Source organism: Mesorhizobium sp. W050 (assembly GCF_054719535.1).
Window position 1 is genome coordinate 2,517,218 of sequence record NZ_JBTTIH010000001.1, and the last position, 25,440, is coordinate 2,542,657.

The following is a 25,440-nucleotide window of genomic DNA, read 5'->3' on the forward strand; positions in this document are numbered from 1 at the left end:
TGCGCGCGGCCCTCATGACGTCTTGCCCTCGATCTGCGGCAGGTAGCGCGTCGGGTCGTTGCCATATTCGGCGACCAGCTTTGCGGCGCTGATCTGCAGGGCGGCGTTGCGGATGATCTGGTCGGCAACCGCGACGATGGCTTCGCCCCGGGTCGCTTCCTGTTCGATCTGCTCTTTCGTCATGTCCTCTTCGGACAGTCGTTCGAGCTGGGCGAACAGATGATTGTTGAGGTCAGAGAGGCGGTTTTTCATGCGTTGCCGCCCCTCGCCTTCAACAGATCATCGATCACGACCCTGTTGCCGGCCTCGATGTTGGACGCGACCAGCTCCATGACGCTTTCGCGCGAGAAGCGGCGTTGATCCTGCAGCGCGACGAGCTGGCCGACGAACACACAGACCACGGCCAGAATTTCGTCGGCCGGCATGTCGGGCGCAATTTCGCGGATCGCCGCGATGAAGCCATTGCGGAGATCTTCGTGCTGCCTGCTGGCGTCCATGAACTTGGTGCGCATCACATCATCCCCAGCGCGGCTTTGTAGAGTTCGAGGATGCTTTCTTCCTCCTGCCGGGCGGCAGGGTCCATGCGGCGCAGCCGGATCAGCGACTTGATCGCCTTTGTGTCGAAACCGGTGCCCTTCGCCTCGGCGAAAATTTCCTTCTTGTCGTCGCCGATCGCCTTGGCTTCCTCATTCAGCCGCTCGATCCGCTCGACAATGGCGCGCAGCTGGCCGGCCGCGACCGTCTGGCTGGTTTCGATGATGTCTTCCTTGCTGCGCTTGCTCACGAAAACACCTCCTCAATTTCCCGCAAAATCCGGTCGAGCTGCTTGTCGTCGTCGCGCTCGATTTCGAGTGTCTTGATGGCGTCGCTCACCGCTGCCCGCGTCACGCCGGCGGCGCGGCCGACATCGGCGCTGCGAAAGCCGAGCAGCTGGTTGGCGATCCAGAAGGCGATGCGCCGCACTTCGGCTGCTTTCAGCCATGCCGGGTCGCTGGTCGCCTTGCGCGCCGGGTCGCTCGCCAGCACCTTCTTGGCGTCGGCCTTGGTGAGGAAGGCGGCATAGATCAGGCACATCTTGAAGGCGGCGTGCGGGCCGAGCGAGCCGGCCTCCGAGCCGAAGGACAGCCGGAAACGGTTCAAGGCCGTGTTGAGCTTGGCCAGCGTCGCGGGATGCGGTTCCCGGCCGGTCGAGCGCGCATAGTCATAGGTGCGCTTGGACACGCCGGCATGGGCGCAGAGGCTAGTCAGCGGGATCTTCATTGTCCGCCGCTTCGTCTCGATCGTCTGAAAAGTCATCGCGTCGCTCATCTATGTCCCCGGTGAGTTGCTGCAGAGCCCCGGCCGCGTGAGAGACGCGAAACAACATGGCGACGGAGGCGGAAAGGATGCGGGCGAGCCCCGGCGTGGTTTTGGCCCGCTGGTCGCCGGAAAGGATCAGCTCGGCCAGGTGCGCGGCCTCGCCGAGATTGAATTCAAGTTCGGCGGTGGCGATCTTGTCGCCGTCGCGGATCGAGCAGACGCCGATCGTGGCGTTGTCTTCCATCAAGCCGACCACGCGACGGGCCGAAACGCCGGCGGCGCCGAGGTCGCGAACATCGACCATGACCGCCATGGCGCGCATCAGGGACGCTGCGCCCACATGATGGCGACAGGCGAGACGCTGGACGACAGCTCGTAATGCGCGGCCGCCAGCTTCTGACCCACCGATGGCGCCGGCAGATCGCGGAAGGTTTCCAGCGCTACCTGGTCGCGCACCAGTTGTTCGGCAGCGCGCCGGCGGTGGGCCTGCAGCGCGGCCGTCGCGGTGCCGTCTGTCACATCATGCATTGGCTTGTTCCCTCTGCTTTTGCGCCACCAGCTCGGCCAGTGCCGTTTCCAACCTGGTCAGCGTCTTGACGTTCAACTGCGTTTCGCCGCGCGCCGTGCGGCGCCACGTCTCGCCGTCCACCTTCGCCCGCTCATAGACGGCCCGGCGGGTCAGTCCTGCCGCCGCGCGGCGCTTGTCGATTTCTTCGAAGCTCAACATTGATCGCGAATCACCCGTGTGCTTTAAGTGCGGAACTGTCCCGCAATTATGCGGCACGTCAAGGTGTAGCTGTGTATAGGAGTGCCGCATCTTCTGCCCTTAGCCTGCGGCCCATGGTTTCTCCCAAGGATCAGCAGCTGGCATGGGTCCGCGCCGTCATGGCGCATCTGGGCGTGTCCGCCAACGAATTGGCGACGCGCGCGAAAATGGCGCCGTCGACAATCCAGAAGCCTTTGAACGATCCGGAATGGCCGCACATCCTTTCCGGCCGGACGATGGCGAAGATCGCAGAGATTGCCGGCCTGCAGCCGCTGGAATTCCCGCCGCGCAGTGGCGGCGGCTTCGGCGAGCCGGAAGCCGTGCCCTTCGTCTTCGATAAGGCCACCGACGCGATCGGCTCAAACCTCGATCGAGCCGTGCGCGAGCTATGCCGTGGCCGCAACGGCCGTGACCCCTGGGTGATGCGCTCGCGCCTTCTGGAAATGAGCGGGATCTTGCCCGGCGATATCCTGATCGTGGATTTGAACCTGCAACCGCGCCCCAAAGACATCGTCTGCGCGCAGCTCTACCAATGGCAGCTGGGCAAGGCCGAAACGGTGTTCCGCGTCTATGAGCCGCCCTATCTGCTGACCAATTCCGGAACGACAAGCAGGCCGGTTCCGGTGGACGACCAGGACGTGGTCATTCGCGGCGTGGTCGACGGCCTGGTGCGCCCCCGCCAGTAGCACTTGACAAAGTGCGCGCACCTTTTGCCGCGCTGGCACTTGACAGGGTGCGCGCACCTTTTCCGATTCAGCACTTGACAGGGTGCGCGCACCGTAGCGCGCCTAGCACTTGACAGGGTGCGCGCTCTTTCGACTACTCTTCGTCTTGGCCGTGATAATGGCCGAGCATGGATAGGGCGGTCCACTTCTCTGCCTGGAAGGTGACCAGCCCGACATAGACGAAAACCAATGCGCCAACCGCCATTGCGACACGAGGCCGGCGCTCCGCCCCAGCAAGCTGATAGACAACGTAGGCGAGCCAGCCGCTGATGACGATCGCGCCGACCGCCCAGAACTGACCAATCAGCGCACCCAGCAAGCGCGCCGGCCCATCAATCGCAAAGAAGAGCACTTCCCTCATTGCCGCATTGTCTATGCGCCGCGCAGCACTTGCCAGCGCAAGCACTGCGGCGCGCAACGTACAATTCTACGGCACATGATTGACGATACCGCATTAATGCGGGATACATACCGCGACTCAACACGCGGGCTTTGCACATGCTCTCCGATGAAACAGCTGGTTTAGACGAGGTCGCCCAGGCGATCGGGCGGCCCGCCCCTTGGCTGAAGCGAAACTGGCTGAAGCTTCACCAGCGCGAAGGCTTCCCGCGAAAAATCCCCACCGGCGATGTGTGGCCGCGTCGGGCTGTCGAAGTGTGGCTGCGTTCGGCCGGGCAGCTGCCCGCGCTTCTGCCCGCCAACCAGAACGAAGGGCAGGTCGACGCCATTAGCGCCGCCGCCAAGGCCCTTCTGGAACGCTACGGAGCAACACCCTCATGACCACCATTGGGACCCTCGCTGAAATCGCGTCGGCTTCGCAGGTCGACCCGCGCGACATCACCGATCGCCAGCTCGCCGCCTTGTTCGTCGTGCGCGACTATCGCCTGATCCGCTGCAAGAACGGCTGGCGCGCCGGCGGCTCGCCGCGCGTCACACTCGACATGATGTCGACGCTGGCCGCCATGGGCCTGGTCAACCACCGCGTCTATGGCGGCAAGACCCGCCCCGAAATCACCGGCGTCGGCCGCAACACGCTGACCGTCGCCGAACAGCGTCGGAGGAAGGCAGCATGACGTTCGTGCTCATGCTCGGCGCCGGCGGCTCGATCGCCTTCCTGCTTGGCTGCGCCGTCTCACTGGCCTACTGGCGGCCGCAGCCGGTGCGCAGCGGCTTCGAGGTTCGCTACGAGCATCATCCCCAAAGGAGGCACCATGACCGCTGAGATCGGCGCAACCGTCATCGGCTTTCTCGCCGGCTTCACCTGCGGCGGGCTGTTCGCCGCCGCCATCATGGTCGCCGCCCGCAGGGCGCTGCAACCACAAGCAGATTGACCAGCCGTTTGCCGCCCCCGCGTTGGCGGCTGGTCAGCCCGGCAGAATGAGACAGTCCCCCTCTCATTCTGCCGGGCATCTTTTAAGAGATCGCCGCGTTCCGTTTCTGGCGTAGGCGCAGCTGGCCGGGGTGACCGAGAATGGCGCCCCGGCTTTTTTCTGAGGATAGAGCATGACGTCGACTGACATGGCGCGCTGGTCGCTGGCATGGCGCAACCATTCCAAGCCGCCTCCAGGGCCGCGTGTGTTGAGGGCAGCGCTGGTGCCGCGCGGCACCCCTTGTCCACCCGAAGTCTTGGAACTTTGGGTGGCTGGCGGCGGCTACAGCATCGGTTGGGAATTGGTCACTCAGCAACCTATTCGCCGCTGGAGCCCCGAGGCAAAGGCAAAGGCGCGCCGGCGCAATTTGCGCCGACGCCTTGAAAAAAGGTGCCGCTATTCGCCGACCTCTTCGAGGAAGCCGAGCTGACGCGGCGCCCCAGCTACTTCGCTGGCGGCGAGGAACAACCGCGCAGCCTTTGACATTTCACCCCGCGCGATTCACCCTCGCGCGTGAACGGGAGCCACACCGATGCGCAAACCAGCCTCAATCAAGCACGTCTCTTGGCGCGACGGCCGGCCGCGCTTCCAGCCCGGGCGCCAGCTGCGCGACGCCGGCCACGCCGGCAAGGATTTGCGCCACGAGGATGGCGCCTGGTTCAGCCGCGGCGAGGCCATCGACTGGTCGGACGCGTTCTGCAAGCAGCTGGTGAAGGAAGCCAGGGCGGCGGCTCCTGCCAAGACAGCGCCGACACCGGCGCGCGGAAAACTCTACAGCGTCGGCCAGCTGTTCGAGGACTGGTTTGCCTCGCTGAAATTCCAGATGCCGGCCGACCAGGCCGAGCGCCAGCGCCAGATCGCGGCGCGCAACATATATGCGCCGAAAACCATCAAGGACTATCGGCAGAAGGCGCGCGTGATCGAGGACTATGACCCCTCGCTCTACGCCTCGCCGGTCGACGCCCTGTCGCAGCCGGTGCTGTTCGGCCTGTATGAGGCGCTTGTGGCGGCGCGCGGGATCTCCACTGCACGCGGAGCCATCGCCGTGCTGTCGATCGCGCTGGGCTGGGGCAAGCGGCGCGGCAAGTTCACCTTCCGCGAAAACCTTGGCGTCAACCCGGCGCAGGATCTGCAGATGGCGACGCCGCCGCCGCGCATCCGCTTCGGCACGCGCACCGAGATTGAAACGCTGGTCACTGTGGCCGATCACATCGGCGTGCCGGAGAGCGGCGACATGACCATGCTGGGCGTCTGGACCGGCCAGCGCCAGCGCGATCGGCTCGACCTGGTCGACGTCGGCCTGCAGAAGGGGCGCCGGCATTTCCGCCAGTCCAAGACCGGCGCCATCGTGTGGGTCATGGAATCGCCGGAGCTTGAGCGCCGGCTTGCCGCCTCGGTCGAGCGCCGCCGCGCCGCCAAGGCCGAAGCGCTGCTGGGCGCCGAGGCCGACGAGCGGCCGGCGATCGAGCGCCGTTTCAAGCGCGTCATCCTTAACGAGCATGTCGACAGGCGCTATGGCGTCTGCCGCTGGCAACCGTTCGAAGGCCAGCACTACAGCCATGTCTTCGCCAAGGTCCGCGACATCGCGGTGAAGGGCGTCCGCGCCGACAACGGCGTTGACTGGATCATCAAGCCGTGCCCGACGCTGGCCGATTTTCAGGAGCCCGATCTGCGCGACACGGCGGTGACCTGGCTGGCGCTGGCCGGTTGCACCATTCCCGAAATCTGCGCCATCACCGGCCACAGCCTGTCGAGCGCCACGCGCGTCTTGAAACACTATCTGGCCGTGCATCCGGAAATGGCCGACGCGGCAATCAAGAAGATGGTCAGCTGGTACGAGGCCGGCGGCGAAACGGAGTTCGGGCTATAGGCCTTGACGCCCGCCGCGCCCGCGCCATTCTCAAGGCATGGCGTGGGATATTGCAGACATTGCGGTAGGCGACGAAGTGACGGTCACCGTCACCGTTCTCAAGCTGCTCGATGACGGCCGCGCCAGCGTCAGCATCCCCTACTATGGCTTTCCGCACTCGGTGCGGCCGCCCAAGAAGGTCAAGCCCGGCGGCAAGCTGGACCTGACAGGGACCGTCCTGCGCATCGACGAGGACGATCGCAAGATCACCGTCGACCTGCCGGCCCGCGTGACGATCGGCATCGAGGCCGTCACCGGCTGGGAGCCGGCGCCACACCGCGACCAGACGCCGCCGCGCGACATTCCCGACTAGCTGAGGTCCAGAACCGACTGGGCCCTGGCCAGCAGCGCCTGCAGCGTGGCGCGCTCGCTGTCGCTCAGTTCGAACGACTGTTCCAGCCTGGTGACCAGCTCCTGATTGAGGCTGCGGCCATTCTCGGCGGCGGCAACCTTCAGCCGTTTGCGCAGCGTGGCGGACAAGCGGACATGGAAACTCGGCGGTTCGGTCTGATCGGGCATTGCCCGCTCTTATGGCCGAAAGCTTAAGGCTCTGAAATCGTCCCACAGGGTGGTATAAATATACCGTTAACTGGGTGATTTCTCTCCCCGCAATCCACACCGTCGCGCGACGATATTTCCTAAAGCTGGCTGGCTGATTGACCCCGCCATCGTGCGGACGTGTTTTAGGTCAGGCCGCCCCTAAGACGGCTGGGATGATCGCACAGGAGAAAACGCCATAATGGAGGAAGACCCGCTGAACCGCATAGACCAGGAGCTAGCCGAGATCGACAGTTTGCTAACCGCGTTGATCTTCATTTCCGAGAACGTTGATGACCACCAGCACGAGCTGATGCGGCATTCCGCGACCAGCCTTTGCTATATTGCGCATGACAAGATCGCGGCCGCCCACCGCGACGTGTCACGACTGCTACGAATGGCCGCCTAGAAATCGGCGGAACAGGCACAGAACGCCCGTGCGACTTTTCGAAGTCGCACGGGTCGCAAAAAGTCGCACGGTTCCGCATCTGTTCCAGACGCCAAACCGGTAAGATATTGATGTTACACGTGAAACTTTGGTGAGCGCGATGGGGCTCGAACCCATGACCTACTGATTAAAAGTCAGTTGCTCTACCGGCTGAGCTACGCGCTCCCGCGGGCTCTAAAGGCCGCCCTCGAAATTGCGCGGAACATAGGGAGAGTGCCGCGACCGGTCAACCGGAAAAAGATGGCCGTTCGACCGGGGTTTCAGCCATTGCCAGACGCGCCGCAAATTGCGTCGTCACCAGCCCGGTGAGCCGTTCCCGCAACGTGGTCGCCGGTTCGATCTGTTGGCGCGCGAGACGCGCCTTTTCTCACGCGCCACATTCGAGAAACATTACAAATCAGCAACTTACTGTTTTGGTGGGAACCATCGCACGAGCGGGCCGTTTTCGTCTCACAAGGGACGTCAACCACCCTTCAAGGAGAAGATCATGAACAAGATCGCAACGGGTCTACTGGCGACCACCCTGTCAATTTCGTTTGCCGCGGCCGCCGCTATGCCGGCCAATGCCACCCAGATGTTCGTGCCCCAGTCATCAGCAACTTCGTCCGACATCGTGAATGTGGGCGATTCTCGTCATGACAACTGGCGGTGGATGCGCCATGGCAACCGCAATTCCGGCAATCGCGATTTCCGCGTAGGCCGCCAGTTCTCGCGCAACAATGATGGCGGCAGCTATTGGAATGGCCATCGCGGCTATCGCGAATATCACCGCGGCTATCGCCGTCACGGCGACTACTGGTTCCCGCTGGCTGCCTTCGCCACCGGCGCCTTGATCACCGGTGCGATCGTCAACAGCGAGAACAACCGCGGCGATGCGCATGTGCAGTGGTGCTACGACCGCTATCGGTCGTACCGCGCCTCGGACAACACATTCCAGCCCAACTACGGCCCGCGTCAACAGTGCAATTCGCCCTATTGAGCTGAGTTGGGACCAGTGCTGAGTAGAAAAGCCCGCGCCGGCGACGGCGCGGGCTTTTCCGTAGGTTGCTTGGGTACGGGCGCGGCGGATTAGCTGGCCCAATTGACGCTCTTGAAGATCAGATACAGGGCTCCGCCTTCACCACGCGGAGAACGGTATGCGCCGAGGCCGTTGCAGATTCGAACCGCAACTGCGGTCGTCTTCCAGCCGAGCACTTCCAGGTCGTTGTTCAAATCTATCGCATAGGATTGAGCCAGCTCATCAATGGAATGCTCCTGTCCGAATGACCGAACCAGCTTTGCGTCGGCAAGCAGTTCGCCAGGCAGGTTTGAATTTGCCCAAGCCCAGAGCCAGTTGCTGGCCTTGGCACTCGTCGATCCGGCGATTTGGATTTCGGCGACGACCTTGGTGATGCCGTTGTCCGAGAACAGAAGCTTTCCTTCTGTCAGATCATAGTCATAGCGAGGCCAACTGCCGAGTCGGAATTTCTGGTGCAAGCGTGCATTCTTTGCATCCAATTGTTCGACAGCCTCGTCGCGCCAGGCGACATACCAGTGTGGATTCATCCCCTTCCCCCGCCACGATTTACTACCGTACGCTCAGCGTCCGGCGCACCGCATCGCGCCAGCCGGCCAGTTTTGCCGAACGCACCGTGGCATCCATGTCCGGCTTGAAGCGGCGCTCGAGCGCCCAACTCCCGGCAAAATCCTTCGCCTTCGGCAACACACCCGCCCTCGAGCCGGCAAGCCACGCTGCGCCCAGCGCCGTCGTCTCCAGAATGGTCGGGCGATCGACCGGCGCATCGAGGATATCGGCCAGCCGCTGCATGGTCCAGTCGGAGGCCACCATGCCGCCGTCGACGCGAAGCACGGTTTTGGCCGACGCCCCCTTCCAGTCCTTGCGCATTGCGTCGAGGAGATCGCGCGTCTGGTAGGCGACGGATTCCAGCGCCGCGCGGGCAAACTCCGCCGGGCCTGAGTTGCGCGTCAGCCCGAAGATCGCGCCACGCGCCTCGGCGTCCCAATGCGGCGCGCCGAGACCGACGAAAGCCGGCACCAGATAGACGTTCTGCGTGGGGTCGGCGGTTGCCGCCAAAACGCCGCTATGCTCGGCCTTGCCGATCACCTTGATGCCGTCGCGCAGCCATTGCACGGCGGCACCGGCGATGAAGATCGAGCCTTCCAAGGCATAGGTAGTCTTGCCGTTCAGCCGATAGGCGATGGTGGTCAACAGCCGGTTCTTCGAGCGCACCAGATCGGCGCCGGTGTTGAGCAGCGCAAAGCAGCCGGTGCCATAGGTCGATTTCATCATGCCTGGCTCGAAACAGGCCTGGCCGATGGTCGCTGCGTGCTGATCGCCGGCCACGCCAAGGATTTTGATTTCAGCGCCAAACAGGCTTTTTTCCGTCACGCCGTAGTCGTCGGCGCAATCCTTGACCTCAGGCAGCATCGCCACCGGGATGCGCAGGATGGAGAGCAGCTCGTCGTCCCAGACATTTTTCTCGATGTTATAGACCAGCGTGCGCGAGGCGTTGGTGGCATCTGTCGCATGCACCTTGCCGCCGGTCAGCCGCCAGATCAAAAAACTGTCGATGGTGCCGGCGAGCAGTTCGCCCTTTTCGGCTCGCTTTCTCGCACCGTTCACCTTGTCCAGCATCCAACCGATCTTGGTGCCGGAGAAATAGGGATCGAGCAGCAGGCCGGTCTTCTTGGTGAACTTTTTCTCCAGGCCCTGTTTTTTCAGCTTCTGGCAGAGCGGCGCGGTGCGGCGGTCCTGCCAGACGATGGCATTGTGGATCGGCTTGCCGGTCGCCTTGTCCCAGATGACGACGGTTTCGCGCTGGTTGGTGATGCCGATCGCCGCCACATCCGAGGCCTCGCGGCCGGCGGCCTTCAGCGCGCCTTTGACCGTCGCGACGACGCTTGCCCAGATCTCTTCCGGATCATGCTCGACCCAGCCGGAGGCAGGATAATGCTGCGTGAATTCCTGCTGCTTGCTGCCGGCGACCTTCATCGCGCCGTCGAACAGGATCGCCCTGGTCGATGTCGTACCCTGGTCGATTGCAAGGATGTATCCGGTCATTAGTCCTCCCGGTAGCTCGCCTATACAAACAAGGGAGACGGCAAGATGCCGCCTCCCCGTTCACTATGATCCTGGCGCGTACGCCAAGATTACTTCTGCCAGCTCTTCACCAGTTCGTCGTAGTTGATGGTGATCGGCTTTTCCTTCTCGTTCTCGATCTTCAGCTGAGGCGCGAGATTGCCGTTCTTGACCGCGTCGGCGTTCCAGTAGGCGAGGTCATGCTCTTCGGCCATCTTCGGGCCGATATCGCCCTGGACGCCCGACTTCTCGATACGGGTCATGACTTTTTCCTGCTCGGCGCAGAGCGAGTCCATGGCTTCCTGCGCCGTCTTGGCGCCGGACGAGGCATCGCCGATCGCCTGCCACCAGAGCTGTGCCAGCTTCGGATAATCGGGCACGTTGGTGCCGGTCGGCGACCACTGAACGCGGGCCGGCGAGCGGTAGAACTCGATCAGACCACCGAGCTTCGGCGCACGTTCGGTGAAGCTCTTGTCGTGGATCGTGCTTTCGCGGATGAAGGTCAAGCCGACATGGCTCTTCTTCACGTCGACCGTCTTCGAGGTCACGAACTGCGCGTAGAGCCAGGCGGCCTTGGCCCGGTCGGTCGGCGTCGACTTCATCAGCGTCCAGGAACCCACGTCCTGATAGCCGAGCTTCATGCCGTCCTTCCAGTAGACGCCATGCGGCGACGGGGCCATGCGCCACTTCGGCGTACCGTCGTCGTTCAGCACCGCCTTGGCGCCGGCGTCGACCATCGAAGCGGTGAAGGCGGTGTACCAGAATATCTGCTGCGCGACCGCACCCTGTGCCGGCACCGGGCCGGATTCGGAGAAGGTCATGCCTTGGGCTTCGGCCGGAGCGTAGGCCTTCAGCCAGTCGAGGTATTTCTGGATCGAGTAGACGGCAGCCGGGCCGTTGGTGTCGCCGCCGCGCGCCGTGCAGGAGCCGACCGGCTGTGATTTCTCGTTGACCTTGATGCCCCATTCGTCGACCGGCAGGCCGTTCGGCAGGCCCTTGTCGCCGTTGCCGGCCATCGACAGCCAGGCATCGGTGAACCGCCAGCCGAGCGACGGGTCCTTCTTGCCGTAGTCCATGTGGCCATAGACCTTCTTGCCGTCGATCTCGCGGCCGGTGAAGAACTCGGCGATGTCCTCATAGGCCGACCAGTTGACGGGAACGCCGAGGTCGTAGCCGTATTTCGCCTTGAAGTCGGCCTTGTTCTTCTCGTCGTTGAACCAGTCGTAACGGAACCAGTAGAGGTTGGCGAACTGCTGGTCGGGCAGCTGATAGAGCTTCTTATCCGGCGCGGTGGTGAAGGAGGTGCCGATAAAATCCTTCAGGTCGAGGTTCGGATTGGTAACGTCCTTGCCCTCGCCCGCCATCCAGTCGGTCAGGTTGCGGACCTGCTGGTAGCGCCAGTGGGTGCCGATCAGGTCGGAATCGTTGACCCAGCCGTCATAGAGGTTCTGGCCGGTCTGCATCTGGGTCTGGATCTTCTCGACGACGTCGCCTTCCTGGATGACGTCATGCGTGATCTTGATGCCGGTGATGGCGGTAAAGGCCGGCGCCAGTACCTGCGATTCATACTGGTGGGTGGCGATGGTTTCGGACACGACCTTGATGTCCATGCCGGCGAAAGGCTTCGCGGCATCGATGAACCACTGCATTTCTGCTTCCTGGCCGGCGCGGTCGAGCGTCGACAGCGGGCCGATTTCCTTGTCCAGAAACGCCTTGGCCTCATCCATTCCGGCGTAGGCGTTGCCTACCCCGAGCAACAGGACAAGGGCAGTTGTTGATGTTAAAAATTGCCGTCGCATAGGTTTCCTCCACATTTAGGTTTCAAGTGCGATCTGGAACGGCCGCCGGCACGCGGTCGATCCAACAGTTTCCCCCTCTATACGTAGCGGAACACGCCGACGGCGTAGACCACGGAGAGAGCGAGAGCCCACCACAGGTTGGATCCGACAAGACCCAGCCAAGCGAGATGGATAAAGGCGCTGCCAAGCAGCGACAGAAAAAGACGGTCGCCGCGCGTCGTCTCGAAGCGCAGGATGCCGGCGCGCGGATTGCCGCCCGGCGAGGCAAATTCCCAAAACGCCATGCCACACAGCAGCAGAAGAATGGTGCCGAAGAACGCCGCCGTCGGCCACGTCCACGCCATCCAGGTGAGGTCGAGATTCATGGTGACACCCTCCCCAGGGCAAAGCCCTTGGCGGTGGTGGTGAGGGTGAACCCGTGCTTTTGTTTCATCACACCCTCCCCAGGGCGAAGCCCTTGGCGATGTAGTTGCGGACAAACCAGATGACGAGCGCGCCGGGGATCAGCGTCAGCACGCCGGCGGCAGCGAGCAGGCCCCAATCCATGCCGGCGGCCGAAACGGTGCGGGTCATGGTGGCGGCGATGGGCTTGGCATCGGTGGTCGTCAGCGTGCGAGCGATCAAAAGCTCGACCCATGAGAACATGAAGCAGAAGAAGCAGGCGACACCGATGCCACTGGCGATCAGCGGCATGAATATCCTGACGAAGAAGCGCGGGAAGGAGTAGCCGTCGATATAGGCTGTTTCGTCGATCTCTTTGGGCACGCCCGACATGAAGCCTTCGAGGATCCACACCGCCAGCGGCACGTTGAACAGGCAGTGCGCCAGCGCCACAGCGATGTGGGTGTCGATCAGGCCGAAAGCCGAATAGAGCTGGAAGAACGGCAGCGCGAACACTGCCGGCGGCGCCATGCGGTTGGTCAGCAGCCAGAAGAACAGATGCTTGTCGCCGAGGAAGCGGTAGCGCGAAAAGGCGTAGGCCGCCGGCAGCGCCGCAGCCACGGAAATCACCATGTTCATGACAACATAGGTGATCGAGTTGATGTAGCCCGAATACCAGGACGCATCGGTGAAGATAGTGACGTAGTTGGCGATCGTAGGCTGATGCGGATAGAGCGTCAGCGAGGAGACGATCTCGGCATTGGTCTTGAAGCTCATGTTGATGAGCCAGTAGATCGGCAGCAGAAGCACGATGATGTAGATCGTCGGCACGATCCACCACCAGCGCGATTCCTCGCCGCGCTTGCGCATCAGCCGGGCGACCTGATCCTGCGAAAGCGTGCTCGCCAATTTTCCCGAAGCGGTGGTTTCGCTCACTCTGTCGGCTCTTTCGTTGGCGCCGCTCATCTCAGCGCTCCGCGTCGTAGTTGGTCATCACGGTGTAGAACACCCACGACAACAACAGGATGATCAGGAAGTAGACCAGCGACATGGCGGCCGCCGGACCGAGGTCGAACTGGCCGAGCGCGGTCTTGACGAGGTCGATCGACAGGAAGGTGGTCGAGTTGCCGGGGCCGCCGCCGGTGACGACGAAGGGCTCGGTGTAGATCATGAAGCTATCCATGAAGCGCAACAGCACGGCGATCAAAAGCACACGCTGCATCTTCGGCAGCTGGATATAACGGAACACCGCCCAGCGCGAGGCGCCGTCGATCTTGGCCGCCTGGTAGAAGGCATCCGGGATCGAAACCAGGCCGGCATAGCAGAGCAGCACGACAAGGCTGGTCCAGTGCCAGACGTCCATGATGATGATGGTGACCCAGGCGTCGAACGGATCCTGAACGTAATTGTAGTCGATGCCGAGCGCGTTGACGTAGTAGCCGAGCAGGCCGATGTCGTTGCGGCCGAAGACCTGCCAGATGGTGCCGACGACGTTCCACGGAATGAGCAGCGGCAACGACATAAGCACTAGGCAGACCGGCACGCCCCAGCCCTTCTTCGGCATGTTGAGCGCGATGAATATGCCGAGCGGCACTTCGATGGCCAGAATGATGAAGGAGAAGATCAGGTTGCGCACCATCGCTTCCCAGAAGCGGCTGGACGACAGCAGTTCCTCGAACCACTGGGTGCCTGCCCAGAAGAAGACGTTGTTGCCGAAGGTGTCCTGCACCGAATAGTTGACGACCGTCATCAGCGGAATGACGGCCGAGAACGCCACCAGCACCAGCACCGGAAGCACCAGGAACCAGGCCTTGTTGTTCCAGGTCTTTTCCATCTATGCCCCCATCTCGACACGCCCCATCTCAACCAGCCAGGAATCGGCATAGATGTTGATGCCGGCCGGATCGAAACGAACCTTTGGGTCGGCCGGCACGCTCTCGTCCTCGCCGATGACGGCAGCGATCTCGCGGCCTTCGAGGCTGGCGCGCACCACCTTGTGGCGGCCGAGATCCTCGACCTTGCTGATTTTAACCGCCATGCCGTCACGGCCGAGCCTGACATATTCGGGGCGGATGCCGAGTTCGATGGCGCCGGAGCTCCCAGCGGCGGTCTTTGGCGCGCCGGGCAGCTCGATCCGCTGGCTGCCAATGGTCGCGGTCTTGCCGTCGATCGCCACCGGCATGACGTTCATGCCGGGCGAGCCGATGAAGTAACCGACGAATGTGTGGCGCGGGCGCTCGAACAATTCGGCCGGCGTGCCGATCTGGACGATGCCGCCATCATACATGACGACGACCTGGTCGGCGAAGGTCAGCGCCTCGGTCTGGTCATGGGTGACATAGACCATGGTGTAGCCGAAGCGGCGGTGCAGTTGCTTCAACTGCGAGCGCAGCACCCACTTCATGTGCGGATCGATAACCGTCAGCGGTTCGTCGAACAGGATGGCATTGACATCCGAGCGCACCAGGCCGCGGCCGAGCGAGATCTTCTGCTTCTGGTCGGCGGTCAGGCCCCTCGCCTTCTTCTTCGCCCACGACTCCAGGTCGATCATCTCCAGCGTCTCCCGCACCTTGCGGTCGACATCGGCCTCCGGCACGCCGCGGTTGCGCAGCGGGAAGGCCAGATTGTCGTAGACGGTCATGGTGTCGTAGATGACCGGGAACTGGAACACCTGCGCGATGTTGCGCTCCTGCGTCGACAGATTGGTGACGTCCTTGCCGTTGAACAGCAACTCACCGTGCGAGGGGTGCAGAAGTCCCGAAATGATGTTGAGCAGCGTGGTCTTGCCGCAACCCGAAGGCCCAAGCAGCGCATAGGCGCCGCCATCCTCGAAAGTGTGGTGCACTTCCCGCAGCGCAAAATCGGCATCCTTCTGCGGGTTGGGCAGGTAGGAGTGCCTGACATGGTTGACGTCGATGCGCGCCATCTCTTCCCCCCTCAGGCCGCAAGCTTCGGCGCGGCGACGGCGCTGCCGTTGCTGTCGAAGACCATGATGTGGCGCGGATCGATAAACACCTCGATCTCGGCGTCGGGCTCGAAATCGCGGATGCCGTGGGTCAGCATGACCCAGCGCGCATCGGCAAAATCGAGATGGATGAAGCTTTCCGAGCCGGTGATCTCGGTGATCGTCACCTTGGCGCGCACCGGCACCGCGGCAGCGTTGGGCCGCTCGAGCGACAGATGATGCGGCTGGAAGCCGATCGTGTAGTTGGCGTCGGCAATGCCGGCGAGTTCTGCCGGTACCGGCAGCTTGACGCCGCCCTCGAGCAGGAAATCCGGGCCCTTCTTGGCCAGCACGATGGTGTTGAGCGGCGGATCGGCAAAGGTTTTCGCCGTCACCAGGTCGATCGGCTTGCGGAAGACGTCGATGGTCGGCCCGAATTGGGTGATCCGCCCCTCGGACAGCGTCGCCGTATTGCCGCCGAGCAGCAAGGCTTCATGCGGCTCAGTCGTGGCGTAGACGAAAATGGTGCCGGCGGCGGCAAATATCTTGGGCAGTTCGGCGCGCAGCTCCTCGCGCAATTTGTAGTCGAGATTGGCGAGCGGCTCGTCGAGCAGCACCAGGCTGGCATTCTTGACGATGGCGCGGGCCAGCGCCGTACGCTGCTGCTGTCCGCCGGACAGGCTGAGCGGCGTGCGGTCGAGATAGGGTGTGAGCTTCAGAAGCCCTGCCGCGTTGCGGACTTCCTTGTCGATCTTGGCCTGGTCGGTGCCGGCGACGCGCAACGGCGAGGCGATGTTCTCGTAGACGGTCATCGCGGGGTAGTTGATGAACTGCTGATAGACCATGGCGATCTTGCGCTGCTGCACCGGCATGCCGGTGACATTCTGGCCGTCGAACCAGACTGAACCGGTGGTCGGCACGTCGAGCCCGGCCATCAGCCGCATCAGACTTGTCTTGCCCGACAGTGTCGGCCCGAGCAAAACGTTGAGCGAGCCGTGCTGAAGCGTCAGCGACACGTCGCGGATATGCTCCACCGCGCCGACCATCTTCGTCACGTTTCTCAGTTCCAGCATGATGCCTCCTCCCAGGCTTTGTGCATCAATCGCCTTCCCTATTCCGCTGCCGCGACATGGCGCCGGCTGATGCCGCGCATGAATTCGTCAAGCGCCGACGCCTGTTCCCGGCTGAGATGCAGACCGCGCTTGGTGCGACGCCACAATACATCTTCGGCGGTCAGCGCCCATTCGTTTTCGCTGAGGTAGCGTACCTCGGCCTCATAGAGATCGGCGCCGAAATTGCGGCCGAGATCGGCGTTCGACTTGGCGAGGCCGAGCAGCACTTGCGCGCGCGTGCCGTAAAGCCGGGTCAACCGACGCGCCAGGCGCTGGTCGATGAAAGGAAAGGCGCTCTTCAGCTTCGCCACCTGGACGTCGAAACCGGTGGCCGGGAAATCGCCGCCCGGCAAGGGCGCGTTCGCCGTCCACGGCTTACCGCGCTTGCCGAGAAAACCTTCGACCTTTTCCAGCATCGATTCCGACAACCGGCGGTAGGTGGTGATCTTGCCGCCGAAAGCGTTGACGATCGGCGCCTTGCCCCCGCCGCCATCGGCTTTCAGCACATAGTCGCGGGTCGCTTCCTGCGCCTTCGAAGCGCCGTCGTCGTAGAGCGGGCGCACGGCCGAATAGGTCCAGACGATGTCGGGGCGCGTCACGGCTTCAGCAAAATATTCGCTCGCCGCCGCGCAGAGATAGTCGATCTCGGTGTCGCTGATCTTCACGTCATGCGGATCGCCGGGATAGTCGCGATCGGTGGTGCCGATCAGCGTAAATTCTTCCTCGTAGGGAATGGCGAAGATGATGCGCCCGTCCTTGTTCTGGAAGAAGTAGGCGCGCGGATCATCGAACTTCTTTTTGATGACGATATGACTGCCCTGCACCAGGCGCACATTGTGCACGTCGTTCTGGCCCACAGTGGTCGACAGGACGTGGTCGACCCACGGACCGGCGGCATTGACCAGCAGCCGGGCCTTGACCTCCTCTGCCTCTCCCGTCTGCACGTCTTCCACGCGGATCGCCCACAGATCGCCTTCGCGCCGCGCCCCGACGACTTTCGTGCGGGTGCGGATGGTGGCGCCGCGGTCGGCGGCGTCACGCGCGTTCAACGCCACCAGCCGGGCATCGTTGACCCAGCCGTCCGAGTACTCGAAAGCCTTGTGAAACAGCGGCTTCAGCGGCTTGCCGGCCGGATCCTTGGACATGTCCAGTGTCCGGGTAGCCGGCAGCAATTTGCGGCCACCAATATGATCGTAGAGGAACAGGCCGAGCCGGATCAGCCAGGCCGGGCGCAGGCCCTTGGCATAGGGCAGCACGAAGCGCATCGGCCAGATGATGTGCGGCGCGTTCTTCCACAGAACCTCGCGCTCCATCAGCGCCTCGCGCACAAGCCGGAACTCGTAGAATTCGAGGTAGCGCAGGCCACCATGGATCAGCTTGGTCGAACCGGAGGAGGTTCCGCTGGCGAGGTCGTTCATCTCGGCGAGAAATACCGAAAAGCCCCGCCCAACGGCGTCGCGGGCGATGCCGCAGCCATTGATGCCGCCACCGATGACGAAGATGTCACGGACTGCGTCCACAAATCCCTCCCGCGATTTCGCATTGCAGCATTTTTGAGTTGTTACGAAACCGTATCGGGATTATTTCGAAATAAGAACGAATGTCAAACGAAATGTAACGGGACCGTGATCGATAGCCTAGCCGAGCGACGTTTCGATCAATTGAACCTCCGCTTCCTCGCAGATCTTACGCACCGACGGGATGTCGCAACGGTCGGTGATGAAGGTGTTTACCTGCGAGAGATGGCCGATGCGAACCGGCGCGGTGCGTTCGAACTTGGTCTGGTCGGACACCAGGATGACATGCCTGGCATTGGCGATGATGGCTTGCGCCACTTTCACTTCGCGAAAGTCGAAATCGAGCAACGCGCCGTCATGGTCGATGGCCGAGGCGCCGATCACCGCATAGTCGACCTTGAACTGCCTGATGAAATCGACCGCGGCCTCGCCGACAACGCCGCCGTCGGAGCCGCGCACGACGCCGCCGGCGATTACCACCTCGATCGAAGGATAGATGCGCATCCTGTTGGCAACATTGATATTATTGGTGATGACCATCAGCCCGGCATGGTCGAGCAGCGCCTTGCTGACCGACTCGGTCGTGGTGCCGATGTTGATGAACAGGGAGGCGTTGTCGGGTATCAGCCTGGCCGCCGCGCGGCCGATGGCCTCCTTCTCGTCGGCGGCAATCTTGCGGCGCGCCTCATACTCCATGTTTTCGATGCCGGACGGGAACAGGGCCCCGCCATGGATGCGCGTCAGCAGCCGCTGATCGCAGAGATCGTTGAGGTCCTTGCGGATGGTCTGTGGCGTCACGTTGAAATGCGTGGCGAGGTCATCGACCAGCACACGGCCATGGTCCTTCGCCATCTGGATGATCTCGGCATGGCGCGGCGACAAATACACTGAGAACCTCCCGTTTTCGTTTTTCTTGTTTGTAGCTGAAAACGAAAGCAATGAAAAGGGAGACGCCGGCTAATGAAATATCGGTGATTGCAAAGGCGAACCGGGCAGATACGGCTCAGACCCGCTCCGCCACCTTGCGGGTGACAGCCGCGACTTTACCTGGCGAGCGGATCATCAGGAAATTGCCGGACCAGTATCCCGGGATTCGCCAAGTGCCTTTGATCTCGGTTGCATCACCGTTGATGATGCCGCTGTAGTGAATCGGGTGCGCCTTCAATTGGGCCTTGTCGTATGTCTTGGTAAAGGAGACGGCGTTGCCCTCTCGCTGCCCCTGCAGGCTTGCGTATCTTGCCGTGCTGGTCGCCGCCGGTTCGTGGGTCATCCCCGTCAAGCTGGTTGCCGTCTCGATCAGCGTTGCAACGAAGGAAACCGGCGGCAGTTCGCGCGGATAGAAATAGCGCCCGCTCCAGACGCCCGTCAGATTCTGGCTAACCCCTTCAGCCCTTCCGGCCATATGCTTGCTCGCAAGTCCTTGCTGGCTTGCCCCGGCGGCGGCAACCACCCGGGCAATCCCTGTCAGTCCTTCGGGGATCTTGCACACTCGCAGATGACAGTGAAGGCGGTATCGACATCGGCCGCGGTTGTCTCGAACTGGCCTGCCTGGAAGCGGATGGCGACCCGCCCATCGACACGCGTCTGCGTCAGGTAGATACGGCCGTCATTGTTGATGGCGTCGACCAGACGCAGATTGTGCTCGTCGCAGTCAGCGCCGGATGCGGCGCGATGCCGGAACGAGAACAGCGACAGCATCGGCTGGCTGGCGAGCTCGAAATCCTCCTCCTCGGCCAGGCGCGCTGCTATGCCTTCGCTCCAGGCGACGTGATTGCGGATCATGGTGCGCAGCGCCTCGAGGCCATGGGCGCGCAGCAGGAACCACAGCTTCAGCGCCCGGAAGCGACGGCCGAGAGGCACCGACCATTCGGAGTAGTTGATGATGCCGTCATGGCCGCGAGTTTTCAGATAGTCCGGCTTGATCGCCAGCGTGCGCACGAGATCCTCCGGCTGGCGGACGAACTGGATCGAGCAGTCGAATTGCGCGCCCAGCCATTTGTGCGGGTTGAAGACGATCGAGTCCGCGCCCTCGACACCGGTCCAGAAATGCCGGTATTCCGGACAGATCATCGCCGATCCGGCCCAGGCGGCGTCGATATGCAGATAGAGCCCCTGGCGTTTGGCCACCGCGGCCACTTCAGCGATGTCGTCGGTGCCGCCGGTGCTGGTGCCGCCGACGCACGCGATGATGCCGGCCGGCAATAGGCCGGCCGCGCGGTCGGCAACAATCGCCGCTTCCAAAGCCGCGGTATCCATGGCGCGGTAGGTGCCGGCGACGGGAATGCGGACGAGGTTTTCCTCGCCAATGCCGGCGACCCAGATGGCGCGGTCGATCGAGGTGTGCACCTGGTCGGAGGAATAGACGCGCAGCCTGCCCTGCGCGGAAAGACCCTTCTTGTTGCCCTGCCAGTCGAGCGTGCGCTCGCGCATGGTCAGTACGGCGGCCAGCGTCGCCGATGATGCGGAGTCCTGGATGACGCCGGAAAAGCCTTCGGGCAGGCCGAGCGCCTGGCGCATCCAGTCGACGATGCGCGTCTCAAGCTCTGTCGCCGCCGGCGAAGTCTGCCACAGCATGCACTGCGCGGCCATCGCAGAGACCAGATATTCGGCAACCACGGAGACGGGTGCTGCATTGGCCGGGAAATAAGCAAAGAAACGCGGATGCTGCCAATGCGTCATTCCGGGCACGATCTTGGCTTCGAAATCGGCGAAGATCGTCTCCATCGATTCCGCCGCCTCCGGCGGAGAAGTTTCGATGCTCCTGAAGATCTCGCCCGGCGCTATGGCAGGTCGCACCGGCCGATCGCGAAGGCCGGCGCGGTAATCAGCGCCCCAGTCGGCGGCGCGCCTCGACCAGTCGCGGAATTGCTCGTTGTCCATGGATCCTCCCGACGCGCCGATCTGCCCAGCGGTTTGAATTTTGATTAACATGTTAAATAGAGACAGGCAACCGCGACGAAGGTCCCTGCGCTACCCCGGAAAATCAGGCAGGCTGGCAAAGGCTGTCTTCAACGCGTTCGACCAGCCTTCGGAAATAGCACGATAATATCGATCATCCTGGCCGATGCGCTTTTTCAAACCCACCTTGAACGTGTCCTCCTCCAGGAACAGCAGGTCGAGAGGCAGGCCGACGGACAGGTTCGATTTCAGCGTCGAATCGAACGACACCAGCAAGAGCTTGACCGTTTCAGCCAGGCTCATCGTCCTTTCATAGGCACGGATGATGATCGGCTTGCCGTATTTGGTCTCGCCGATCTGGAAGAACGGCGTGTCGTCGGTGGATTCGATGAAATTGCCCTCGGGATAGATCATGAACAGCCGTGGCGGGCTGCCCTTGATCTGGCCGCCGAGGATGAAGGAGGCGTTGAAATAGGAATCCGCCTTTTCGCCGGCAGGCGACGAGCTGGCGATGACTTCCTTGACGGTGTCGCCGACCAGCCGCACCGTCTGGTACATGGATGGGGTTTCGAGCAGCGTCGCGTGGCGTTCGGCCACCGCCTTGGTGCGCTCGTCGAGCAGGCTGACCACGGCCTGCGTCGTCGCCAGATTGCCGGCCGACATCAGCACGATGACGCGCTCGCCTGGCTCTTCCCAGACATGCATCTTCTTGAAAGTGGAGATCGAATCCATCCCGGCATTGGTGCGCGTGTCCGACATGAACACGAGCCCACGATCGATCTTGAGGCCGACGCAATAAGTCATGGAATCTCTTCAGGCAGCAATCTTGGCGGAGACTACTGCTCTACCGTGACGGTGACTGCAAGCTGTTCCTCCGCCTGTCCCAGTCGAATTCCCGATACCGGCGAGGCGTCGCGATAATCACGGCCAGTGGCTACCCTGACATAGCGTTCATCGGGGGAAATGCCGTTGGCGGCGTCGAAGGCGACCCAGCCGAGACCCTGAACATGGGCTTCGGCCCAGGCATGGCTCGCCGCCTGCTCGATGGCCGCATCCATCATCAGATAGCCACTGACATAGCGAGCCGGAAAACCCATGACGCGGGCTGCGGTGACAAAGATGTGGCTGTGATCCTGGCAAACGCCGGTCTTCAGCGCCAATGCCTCTTCCGCCGGGGTCGTCACGCTGGTGGTGCCCGGCGTGTAAGCGACGCGCTCGACGATCAGCGCCATCAGCCGATGCAGCCTTTCGATGTCGGTACCTTTGCCGACGGCCGCGGCAAGCTCGCTTATGCCCTCGCCGGGGATGGTCAAAGCTGTCTCCTGGCTGAACAGCCACAGCGGCGCAAAGCCGTGATGCGGACCCGAGACGCCTGCTGTGTCGCGCGTGACAACCTCGCCGGAGGCCTCGACGGTGATGAAGTCACGCTCGCCATCGACGCTCAACAACCTGTTATCGTTGCCGAAATGGTCGTTGAAGCGGACTTCCTCGCGCGCGCCCTCGATCTTCAGCGCCCAGGACAGCACGGTCTGCGTCGGGCCACTGACCGGTAACAGGCGTAGCCGCTGCAACAGATAGTGCACCGGCGCGTCGTAGCGGTATTCGGTCCGATGGGTGATTTTCAATCGCATGTCAATTGAACCGGTAATCTTGTGCAATCTCTTCGCCAAGCTTGGTATTGTCCTGAATGAACCTGGCAAGGAATTCGTGCAGGCCGGCGTCGAATATGTCCTTGATCGACCCTGCCTGCAGCATCGCCTGTGTCCTGTCGACGGTGGCGTGGCAGGCATGACGGTCGCCATAGTCGTCGCCGAGGAACTTCAGATGCTCGGCGAGAAAACGATAGCAGAAGGTCAGCGAACGCGGCATGCGCACATTGAGGATCAGATAGTCGGCAATGTTGGTGGGTTTGTAGTCGGCCTCATAGACCCAGCGATAGGAACGGTGCGCCGACACCGAGCGCAGGATCGATTCCCATTGGTAGTTGTCGAGGCTCGAGCCGACCCAGGAGATCGACGGCAGCAGCACGTAGTATTTCACGTCGAGGATGCGTGCCGTGTTGTCGGCCCGCTCGACATAGGTGCCGAGCTGCGAGAAGTCGAAGATCTCGTTGCGCAGCATGGTGCCGTAAAACGAGCCCCGGATCAGCGCCGTCTCGCGCTTGATGGCGTCGAGCACACTCGGCAGGTCGCGCTCGTCGATCGGCTTTGCCAGCATGCGCTTCAGCGCCATCCAGGCTTCGTTGATGCTCTCCCAGGTCTCGCGCGTCAGCGCGGTGCGCACCATGCGGGCATTGTTGCGAGCGGTCTCGATCGCCGACATCGTGCTCGACGGGTTCGAGGTATCGCGCAGCAGGAAGTCGGCGACGTTGGCGGCGGTGTAGTCCTTGTATTTCTGCGTGAAGGTGACGTCGGAGCCGGCGCTGAGAAGCACCGAATTCCACTCTTCCGACGCGCTCTGGGTGCGGGTCAGCGCCATGCGAAGGCCGGCATCGACCAGACGCGCCATGTTTTCCGCCCGCTCGATATAGCGGTTCATCCAGTAGAGCCCGTTGGCGGTGCGGCCGAGAAGCATGGCAAGACCCTTCGGGCTAGTGAGTAGGGAATAGTGAGTAGGGATTAGTAAGCATTTGAATCTCTGTGGAATATGACATTTCTTGTCCCTCTACTGCCTACTGCCTACTGCCTACTGCCTACCTAATCGTCCAACACCCACGTATCCTTCGTCCCGCCGCCTTGCGAGGAATTCACGACCAACGACCCCTCCTTCAGCGCCACCCGCGTCAAGCCGCCGGGCACGATCTGGATTCGGTCGGAGACCAGAACATAGGGTCGCAAGTCGACATGGCGCGGCGACAGGCCTTTTTCTGTCAGGATCGGGCAGGTCGACAGCGCCAGCGTCGGCTGGGCGATGTAGTTGGAAGGCTTCGCCTGCAGCTTCTTGGCGAAATCCTGGCATTCCTTCTTGGTCGCAGCCGGCCCCACCAGCATGCCGTAGCCGCCGGAGCCGTGCACTTCCTTGATGACCAACTCATGGATGTGTTCGAGCACGTATTTCAGGCTGTCGGGCTCCGAGCAGCGCCAGGTCGGGATGTTGCCGAGGATGGCCTTGCGGCCGGTGTAGAACTCGACGATGTCGGGCATGTAGGAATAAATCGCCTTGTCGTCGGCGATGCCGGTTCCCGGCGCGTTGGCGATGGTGATGTTGCCGGCGCGGTAGACGTCCATGATGCCGGGCACGCCAAGGGCCGAGTCCGGCCGGAAGGTCAGCGGATCGAGGAAGGCATCGTCGACGCGCCGGTAAAGCACGTCGATCTGCTTGTAGCCTTCGGTCGTGCGCATGGCGACGTGGCCGTCTACAACGCGCAGATCCTGGCCTTCGACCAGTTGCACGCCCATTTGGTCGGCGAGGAAGGCATGTTCGAAATAGGCGGAGTTGAAGCTGCCCGGCGTCAGCACGGCAATGGTCGGTGCGCCCTTGGTGCTTTGCGGCCGCACTGCCGCCAGCGACTGGCGCAGCAATTGCGGATAATTCTCCACCGGCCGCACCTTGATCTGCTGGAACAGCTCGGGAAAGAGCTGCATCATCGTCTCGCGGTTCTCCAGCATGTAGGAGACCCCCGACGGCGTGCGCGCATTGTCCTCCAGCACGTAGAACTCGTTCTCCGAGATGCGGACGATATCGACGCCGATAATGTGGGTGTAGACGCCGGCCGGTGGCCGCACTCCGATCATTTCCGGCAGGAACGCCTCGTTCCTGGCGATCAGCTCCCTCGGCACGCGGCCGGCGCGCAGGATTTCCTGGCGGTGGTAAATGTCGTCGAGGAAAGCGTTCAGCGCCTGCACGCGCTGCTCGATGCCTTGCGTCAGCCTTCGCCATTCATTGCCGGAGATGATGCGCGGCACGATGTCGAAGGGGATCAGCCGCTCGGAGGCTTCCTGCTCGCCATAGACGGCGAAGGTAATGCCGGTCTTGCGGAAGACGCGCTCGGCGTCCTGCATCTTTTCGGTAAGCCTGGCCGGGTCCTGCTCCTTCAGCCAGCGGTCGTAAGCCGTATACGGTTGTCTAAGCCCGGAAACTTCCGGAAGCATTTCATCGAACGCTGCCAATCGCATACTCCCCTGTGACGCCATTTCACTGGCGTCGCGGGAGAAAATCAAGCGCAATCGGTGATTTGGAGGATATCGGCGATCAGTATGTTCCGACTGCCCAAAATTCGGGCAGTCGGAACAGGACCTTAATCAGGCTCTGCCTTGTCGCCGGGCAAGTGCCTGATGCGGCTCTAGCAGTTCACCGGGCAAGTGCCTGATGCGGCCATGGCAGTTCACCGTTTCATGGAAACGGCGACCTGCCATGGCTTTTTGCTTCGACGCAATTCCGGACGGAAAACCGCTTCACACTTTTCCTGGAATTGCTTTAGAAAGCGCGGAAAGTGACGACCGTGAAGGTGTCCTTGATTCCGGGAATAATCTGCACCTTCTCGTTGACGAAGTGGCCGACATCTTCCTCGTCGTCGACATAGAATTTGGCAAGCAGGTCGTAATCGCCGGCGGTCGAGTAGATTTCCGAGGCGATTTCGGCATCGGCGAGCGCGCTGGCGACCTCGTAGGACTTGCCCAGATCGCACTTTATCTGCATGAAAAACGTCTTCATTGC

The 25,440-nt window shown here is 62.3% G+C and carries 34 protein-coding genes and 1 tRNA gene; 8 read left to right on the forward strand and 27 right to left on the reverse strand.

Annotated elements, in window-relative coordinates:
* Positions 1 to 12 precede the first annotated feature (12 nt).
* The 7 genes from ACYG9Y_RS12160 to ACYG9Y_RS12190 are packed head-to-tail and all read right to left on the reverse strand — an operon-like array spanning position 13 to position 2,026.
* Positions 13 to 252, reverse strand: coding sequence for a hypothetical protein (locus tag ACYG9Y_RS12160; RefSeq protein ID WP_023739954.1), 240 nt, complete (start codon positions 250 to 252; stop codon positions 13 to 15).
* A complete protein-coding gene (locus tag ACYG9Y_RS12165) occupies positions 249 to 512 on the reverse strand; it encodes a hypothetical protein (RefSeq protein WP_023739955.1) in 264 nt (87 codons plus the stop codon). Before ACYG9Y_RS12165 ends, ACYG9Y_RS12160 begins: the two co-directional genes overlap by 4 nt.
* A complete protein-coding gene (locus ACYG9Y_RS12170; RefSeq protein ID WP_023739956.1) occupies positions 512 to 784 on the reverse strand; it encodes a DUF2312 domain-containing protein in 273 nt (90 codons plus the stop codon). Before ACYG9Y_RS12170 ends, ACYG9Y_RS12165 begins: the two co-directional genes overlap by 1 nt.
* Entirely contained in the window at positions 781 to 1,296 is a 516-nt protein-coding gene (locus tag ACYG9Y_RS12175; RefSeq protein WP_196813773.1) for a hypothetical protein, read from the reverse strand. The genes ACYG9Y_RS12170 and ACYG9Y_RS12175 overlap by 4 nt, the downstream gene beginning before the upstream one ends.
* Entirely contained in the window at positions 1,241 to 1,621 is a 381-nt protein-coding gene (locus tag ACYG9Y_RS12180; protein WP_023739958.1) for a hypothetical protein, read from the reverse strand. The genes ACYG9Y_RS12175 and ACYG9Y_RS12180 overlap by 56 nt, the downstream gene beginning before the upstream one ends.
* Positions 1,621 to 1,827 (reverse strand): hypothetical protein, encoded by a 207-nt coding sequence (locus ACYG9Y_RS12185; RefSeq protein WP_023739959.1) that lies wholly within the window; start codon positions 1,825 to 1,827, stop codon positions 1,621 to 1,623. The genes ACYG9Y_RS12180 and ACYG9Y_RS12185 overlap by 1 nt, the downstream gene beginning before the upstream one ends.
* Positions 1,820 to 2,026: a hypothetical protein gene (locus tag ACYG9Y_RS12190; RefSeq protein ID WP_023739960.1), complete on the reverse strand. Its 207-nt coding sequence runs from the start codon at positions 2,024 to 2,026 to the stop codon at positions 1,820 to 1,822. The genes ACYG9Y_RS12185 and ACYG9Y_RS12190 overlap by 8 nt, the downstream gene beginning before the upstream one ends.
* 158 nt (positions 2,027 to 2,184) lie before the next feature.
* Here ACYG9Y_RS12190 and ACYG9Y_RS12195 point away from each other — a divergent pair, with 158 nt between their 5' ends.
* The gene (locus ACYG9Y_RS12195; protein ID WP_156942344.1) at positions 2,185 to 2,751 is read left to right on the forward strand and encodes a helix-turn-helix domain-containing protein; all 567 of its coding nucleotides are present in this window, start codon (positions 2,185 to 2,187) and stop codon (positions 2,749 to 2,751) included.
* Positions 2,752 to 2,884: 133 nt separating this feature from the next.
* On the opposite strand, the gene ACYG9Y_RS12200 is transcribed toward ACYG9Y_RS12195, so the two are convergent.
* The gene (locus tag ACYG9Y_RS12200; RefSeq protein ID WP_023739962.1) at positions 2,885 to 3,208 is read right to left on the reverse strand and encodes a hypothetical protein; all 324 of its coding nucleotides are present in this window, start codon (positions 3,206 to 3,208) and stop codon (positions 2,885 to 2,887) included.
* An 80-nt stretch (positions 3,209 to 3,288) separates the two neighbouring features.
* On the opposite strand from ACYG9Y_RS12200, the gene ACYG9Y_RS12205 reads away from it, so the two are divergent.
* From ACYG9Y_RS12205 to ACYG9Y_RS12225, 5 genes are all read left to right on the forward strand, one after another.
* Positions 3,289 to 3,570, forward strand: a complete 282-nt coding sequence (locus ACYG9Y_RS12205) for a hypothetical protein (RefSeq protein WP_023739963.1) — start codon at positions 3,289 to 3,291, stop codon at positions 3,568 to 3,570.
* Positions 3,567 to 3,863 (forward strand): hypothetical protein, encoded by a 297-nt coding sequence (locus tag ACYG9Y_RS12210; RefSeq protein WP_023739964.1) that lies wholly within the window; start codon positions 3,567 to 3,569, stop codon positions 3,861 to 3,863. The genes ACYG9Y_RS12205 and ACYG9Y_RS12210 overlap by 4 nt, the downstream gene beginning before the upstream one ends.
* The gene (locus tag ACYG9Y_RS12215; protein WP_023739965.1) at positions 3,860 to 4,012 is read left to right on the forward strand and encodes a hypothetical protein; all 153 of its coding nucleotides are present in this window, start codon (positions 3,860 to 3,862) and stop codon (positions 4,010 to 4,012) included. The genes ACYG9Y_RS12210 and ACYG9Y_RS12215 overlap by 4 nt, the downstream gene beginning before the upstream one ends.
* Positions 4,013 to 4,692: 680 nt before the next feature.
* Positions 4,693 to 6,030 (forward strand): site-specific integrase, encoded by a 1,338-nt coding sequence (locus tag ACYG9Y_RS12220; RefSeq protein ID WP_023739968.1) that lies wholly within the window; start codon positions 4,693 to 4,695, stop codon positions 6,028 to 6,030.
* A gap of 37 nt (positions 6,031 to 6,067) precedes the next feature.
* On the forward strand, positions 6,068 to 6,382 hold the full coding sequence (locus tag ACYG9Y_RS12225) for a hypothetical protein (protein ID WP_023739969.1): 315 nt from the start codon (positions 6,068 to 6,070) through the stop codon (positions 6,380 to 6,382).
* On the opposite strand, the gene ACYG9Y_RS12230 is transcribed toward ACYG9Y_RS12225, so the two are convergent.
* On the reverse strand, positions 6,379 to 6,588 hold the full coding sequence (locus ACYG9Y_RS12230; RefSeq protein WP_023739970.1) for an Arc family DNA-binding protein: 210 nt from the start codon (positions 6,586 to 6,588) through the stop codon (positions 6,379 to 6,381). The genes ACYG9Y_RS12225 and ACYG9Y_RS12230 overlap by 4 nt on opposite strands.
* 220 nt (positions 6,589 to 6,808) lie before the next feature.
* Here ACYG9Y_RS12230 and ACYG9Y_RS12235 point away from each other — a divergent pair, with 220 nt between their 5' ends.
* Positions 6,809 to 7,015 (forward strand): hypothetical protein, encoded by a 207-nt coding sequence (locus ACYG9Y_RS12235; protein ID WP_023739971.1) that lies wholly within the window; start codon positions 6,809 to 6,811, stop codon positions 7,013 to 7,015.
* 128 nt (positions 7,016 to 7,143) lie between these two features.
* Here ACYG9Y_RS12235 and ACYG9Y_RS12240 read toward each other — a convergent pair.
* Positions 7,144 to 7,219 (reverse strand) — tRNA-Lys (locus ACYG9Y_RS12240).
* 322 nt (positions 7,220 to 7,541) lie between these two features.
* On the opposite strand from ACYG9Y_RS12240, the gene ACYG9Y_RS12245 reads away from it, so the two are divergent.
* On the forward strand, positions 7,542 to 8,033 hold the full coding sequence (locus tag ACYG9Y_RS12245; protein WP_023739972.1) for a BA14K family protein: 492 nt from the start codon (positions 7,542 to 7,544) through the stop codon (positions 8,031 to 8,033).
* Between the two features lie 89 nt (positions 8,034 to 8,122).
* Here the strand turns inward: ACYG9Y_RS12245 and ACYG9Y_RS12250 are convergent, their stop codons facing one another.
* The 17 genes from ACYG9Y_RS12250 to ACYG9Y_RS12330 all read right to left on the reverse strand — a co-directional run bounded on the left by ACYG9Y_RS12250 (position 8,123) and on the right by ACYG9Y_RS12330 (position 25,437).
* A complete protein-coding gene (locus tag ACYG9Y_RS12250; protein WP_023739973.1) occupies positions 8,123 to 8,599 on the reverse strand; it encodes a DUF6882 domain-containing protein in 477 nt (158 codons plus the stop codon).
* A gap of 22 nt (positions 8,600 to 8,621) precedes the next feature.
* Positions 8,622 to 10,115: a glycerol kinase GlpK gene (glpK, locus tag ACYG9Y_RS12255; RefSeq protein ID WP_023739974.1), complete on the reverse strand. Its 1,494-nt coding sequence runs from the start codon at positions 10,113 to 10,115 to the stop codon at positions 8,622 to 8,624.
* 89 nt (positions 10,116 to 10,204) lie between these two features.
* On the reverse strand, positions 10,205 to 11,932 hold the full coding sequence (locus ACYG9Y_RS12260) for an ABC transporter substrate-binding protein (protein WP_023670978.1): 1,728 nt from the start codon (positions 11,930 to 11,932) through the stop codon (positions 10,205 to 10,207).
* Between the two features lie 77 nt (positions 11,933 to 12,009).
* Positions 12,010 to 12,297 (reverse strand): DUF2160 domain-containing protein, encoded by a 288-nt coding sequence (locus ACYG9Y_RS12265; RefSeq protein ID WP_023684653.1) that lies wholly within the window; start codon positions 12,295 to 12,297, stop codon positions 12,010 to 12,012.
* A gap of 67 nt (positions 12,298 to 12,364) precedes the next feature.
* Positions 12,365 to 13,279 carry a carbohydrate ABC transporter permease gene (locus ACYG9Y_RS12270; protein ID WP_023670976.1) on the reverse strand — a complete coding sequence of 305 codons (915 nt, stop codon included), beginning with the start codon at positions 13,277 to 13,279 and terminating at the stop codon, positions 12,365 to 12,367.
* 1 nt (position 13,280) lies between these two features.
* On the reverse strand, positions 13,281 to 14,147 hold the full coding sequence (locus ACYG9Y_RS12275; protein ID WP_023670975.1) for a carbohydrate ABC transporter permease: 867 nt from the start codon (positions 14,145 to 14,147) through the stop codon (positions 13,281 to 13,283).
* Positions 14,148 to 15,239 (reverse strand): ABC transporter ATP-binding protein, encoded by a 1,092-nt coding sequence (locus ACYG9Y_RS12280; RefSeq protein ID WP_023684651.1) that lies wholly within the window; start codon positions 15,237 to 15,239, stop codon positions 14,148 to 14,150.
* Between the two features lie 11 nt (positions 15,240 to 15,250).
* Complete coding sequence (locus ACYG9Y_RS12285) at positions 15,251 to 16,330, reverse strand: ABC transporter ATP-binding protein (protein WP_023684650.1); 1,080 nt, start codon at positions 16,328 to 16,330, stop codon at positions 15,251 to 15,253.
* Positions 16,331 to 16,368: 38 nt separating this feature from the next.
* Positions 16,369 to 17,889: a glycerol-3-phosphate dehydrogenase gene (gene glpD, locus ACYG9Y_RS12290; RefSeq protein WP_023684649.1), complete on the reverse strand. Its 1,521-nt coding sequence runs from the start codon at positions 17,887 to 17,889 to the stop codon at positions 16,369 to 16,371.
* Positions 17,890 to 18,006: 117 nt separating this feature from the next.
* Complete coding sequence (locus ACYG9Y_RS12295) at positions 18,007 to 18,774, reverse strand: DeoR/GlpR family DNA-binding transcription regulator (RefSeq protein ID WP_023706202.1); 768 nt, start codon at positions 18,772 to 18,774, stop codon at positions 18,007 to 18,009.
* A gap of 115 nt (positions 18,775 to 18,889) precedes the next feature.
* Positions 18,890 to 19,336, reverse strand: a complete 447-nt coding sequence (locus tag ACYG9Y_RS12300) for a hypothetical protein (protein ID WP_023754895.1) — start codon at positions 19,334 to 19,336, stop codon at positions 18,890 to 18,892.
* A gap of 14 nt (positions 19,337 to 19,350) precedes the next feature.
* Complete coding sequence (locus ACYG9Y_RS12305; protein WP_023739976.1) at positions 19,351 to 20,766, reverse strand: pyridoxal phosphate-dependent decarboxylase family protein; 1,416 nt, start codon at positions 20,764 to 20,766, stop codon at positions 19,351 to 19,353.
* A 90-nt stretch (positions 20,767 to 20,856) separates the two neighbouring features.
* Positions 20,857 to 21,588: a peptidase gene (locus ACYG9Y_RS12310; protein WP_023739977.1), complete on the reverse strand. Its 732-nt coding sequence runs from the start codon at positions 21,586 to 21,588 to the stop codon at positions 20,857 to 20,859.
* A gap of 32 nt (positions 21,589 to 21,620) precedes the next feature.
* A complete protein-coding gene (locus tag ACYG9Y_RS12315) occupies positions 21,621 to 22,415 on the reverse strand; it encodes a transglutaminase family protein (protein WP_023739978.1) in 795 nt (264 codons plus the stop codon).
* 1 nt (position 22,416) lies between these two features.
* Positions 22,417 to 23,358 (reverse strand): alpha-E domain-containing protein, encoded by a 942-nt coding sequence (locus ACYG9Y_RS12320; RefSeq protein WP_023693403.1) that lies wholly within the window; start codon positions 23,356 to 23,358, stop codon positions 22,417 to 22,419.
* Positions 23,359 to 23,480: 122 nt separating this feature from the next.
* Positions 23,481 to 24,893: a circularly permuted type 2 ATP-grasp protein gene (locus ACYG9Y_RS12325; protein ID WP_023739979.1), complete on the reverse strand. Its 1,413-nt coding sequence runs from the start codon at positions 24,891 to 24,893 to the stop codon at positions 23,481 to 23,483.
* Between the two features lie 307 nt (positions 24,894 to 25,200).
* Complete coding sequence (locus ACYG9Y_RS12330; protein ID WP_023739980.1) at positions 25,201 to 25,437, reverse strand: Lrp/AsnC family transcriptional regulator; 237 nt, start codon at positions 25,435 to 25,437, stop codon at positions 25,201 to 25,203.
* Positions 25,438 to 25,440 lie beyond the last annotated feature (3 nt).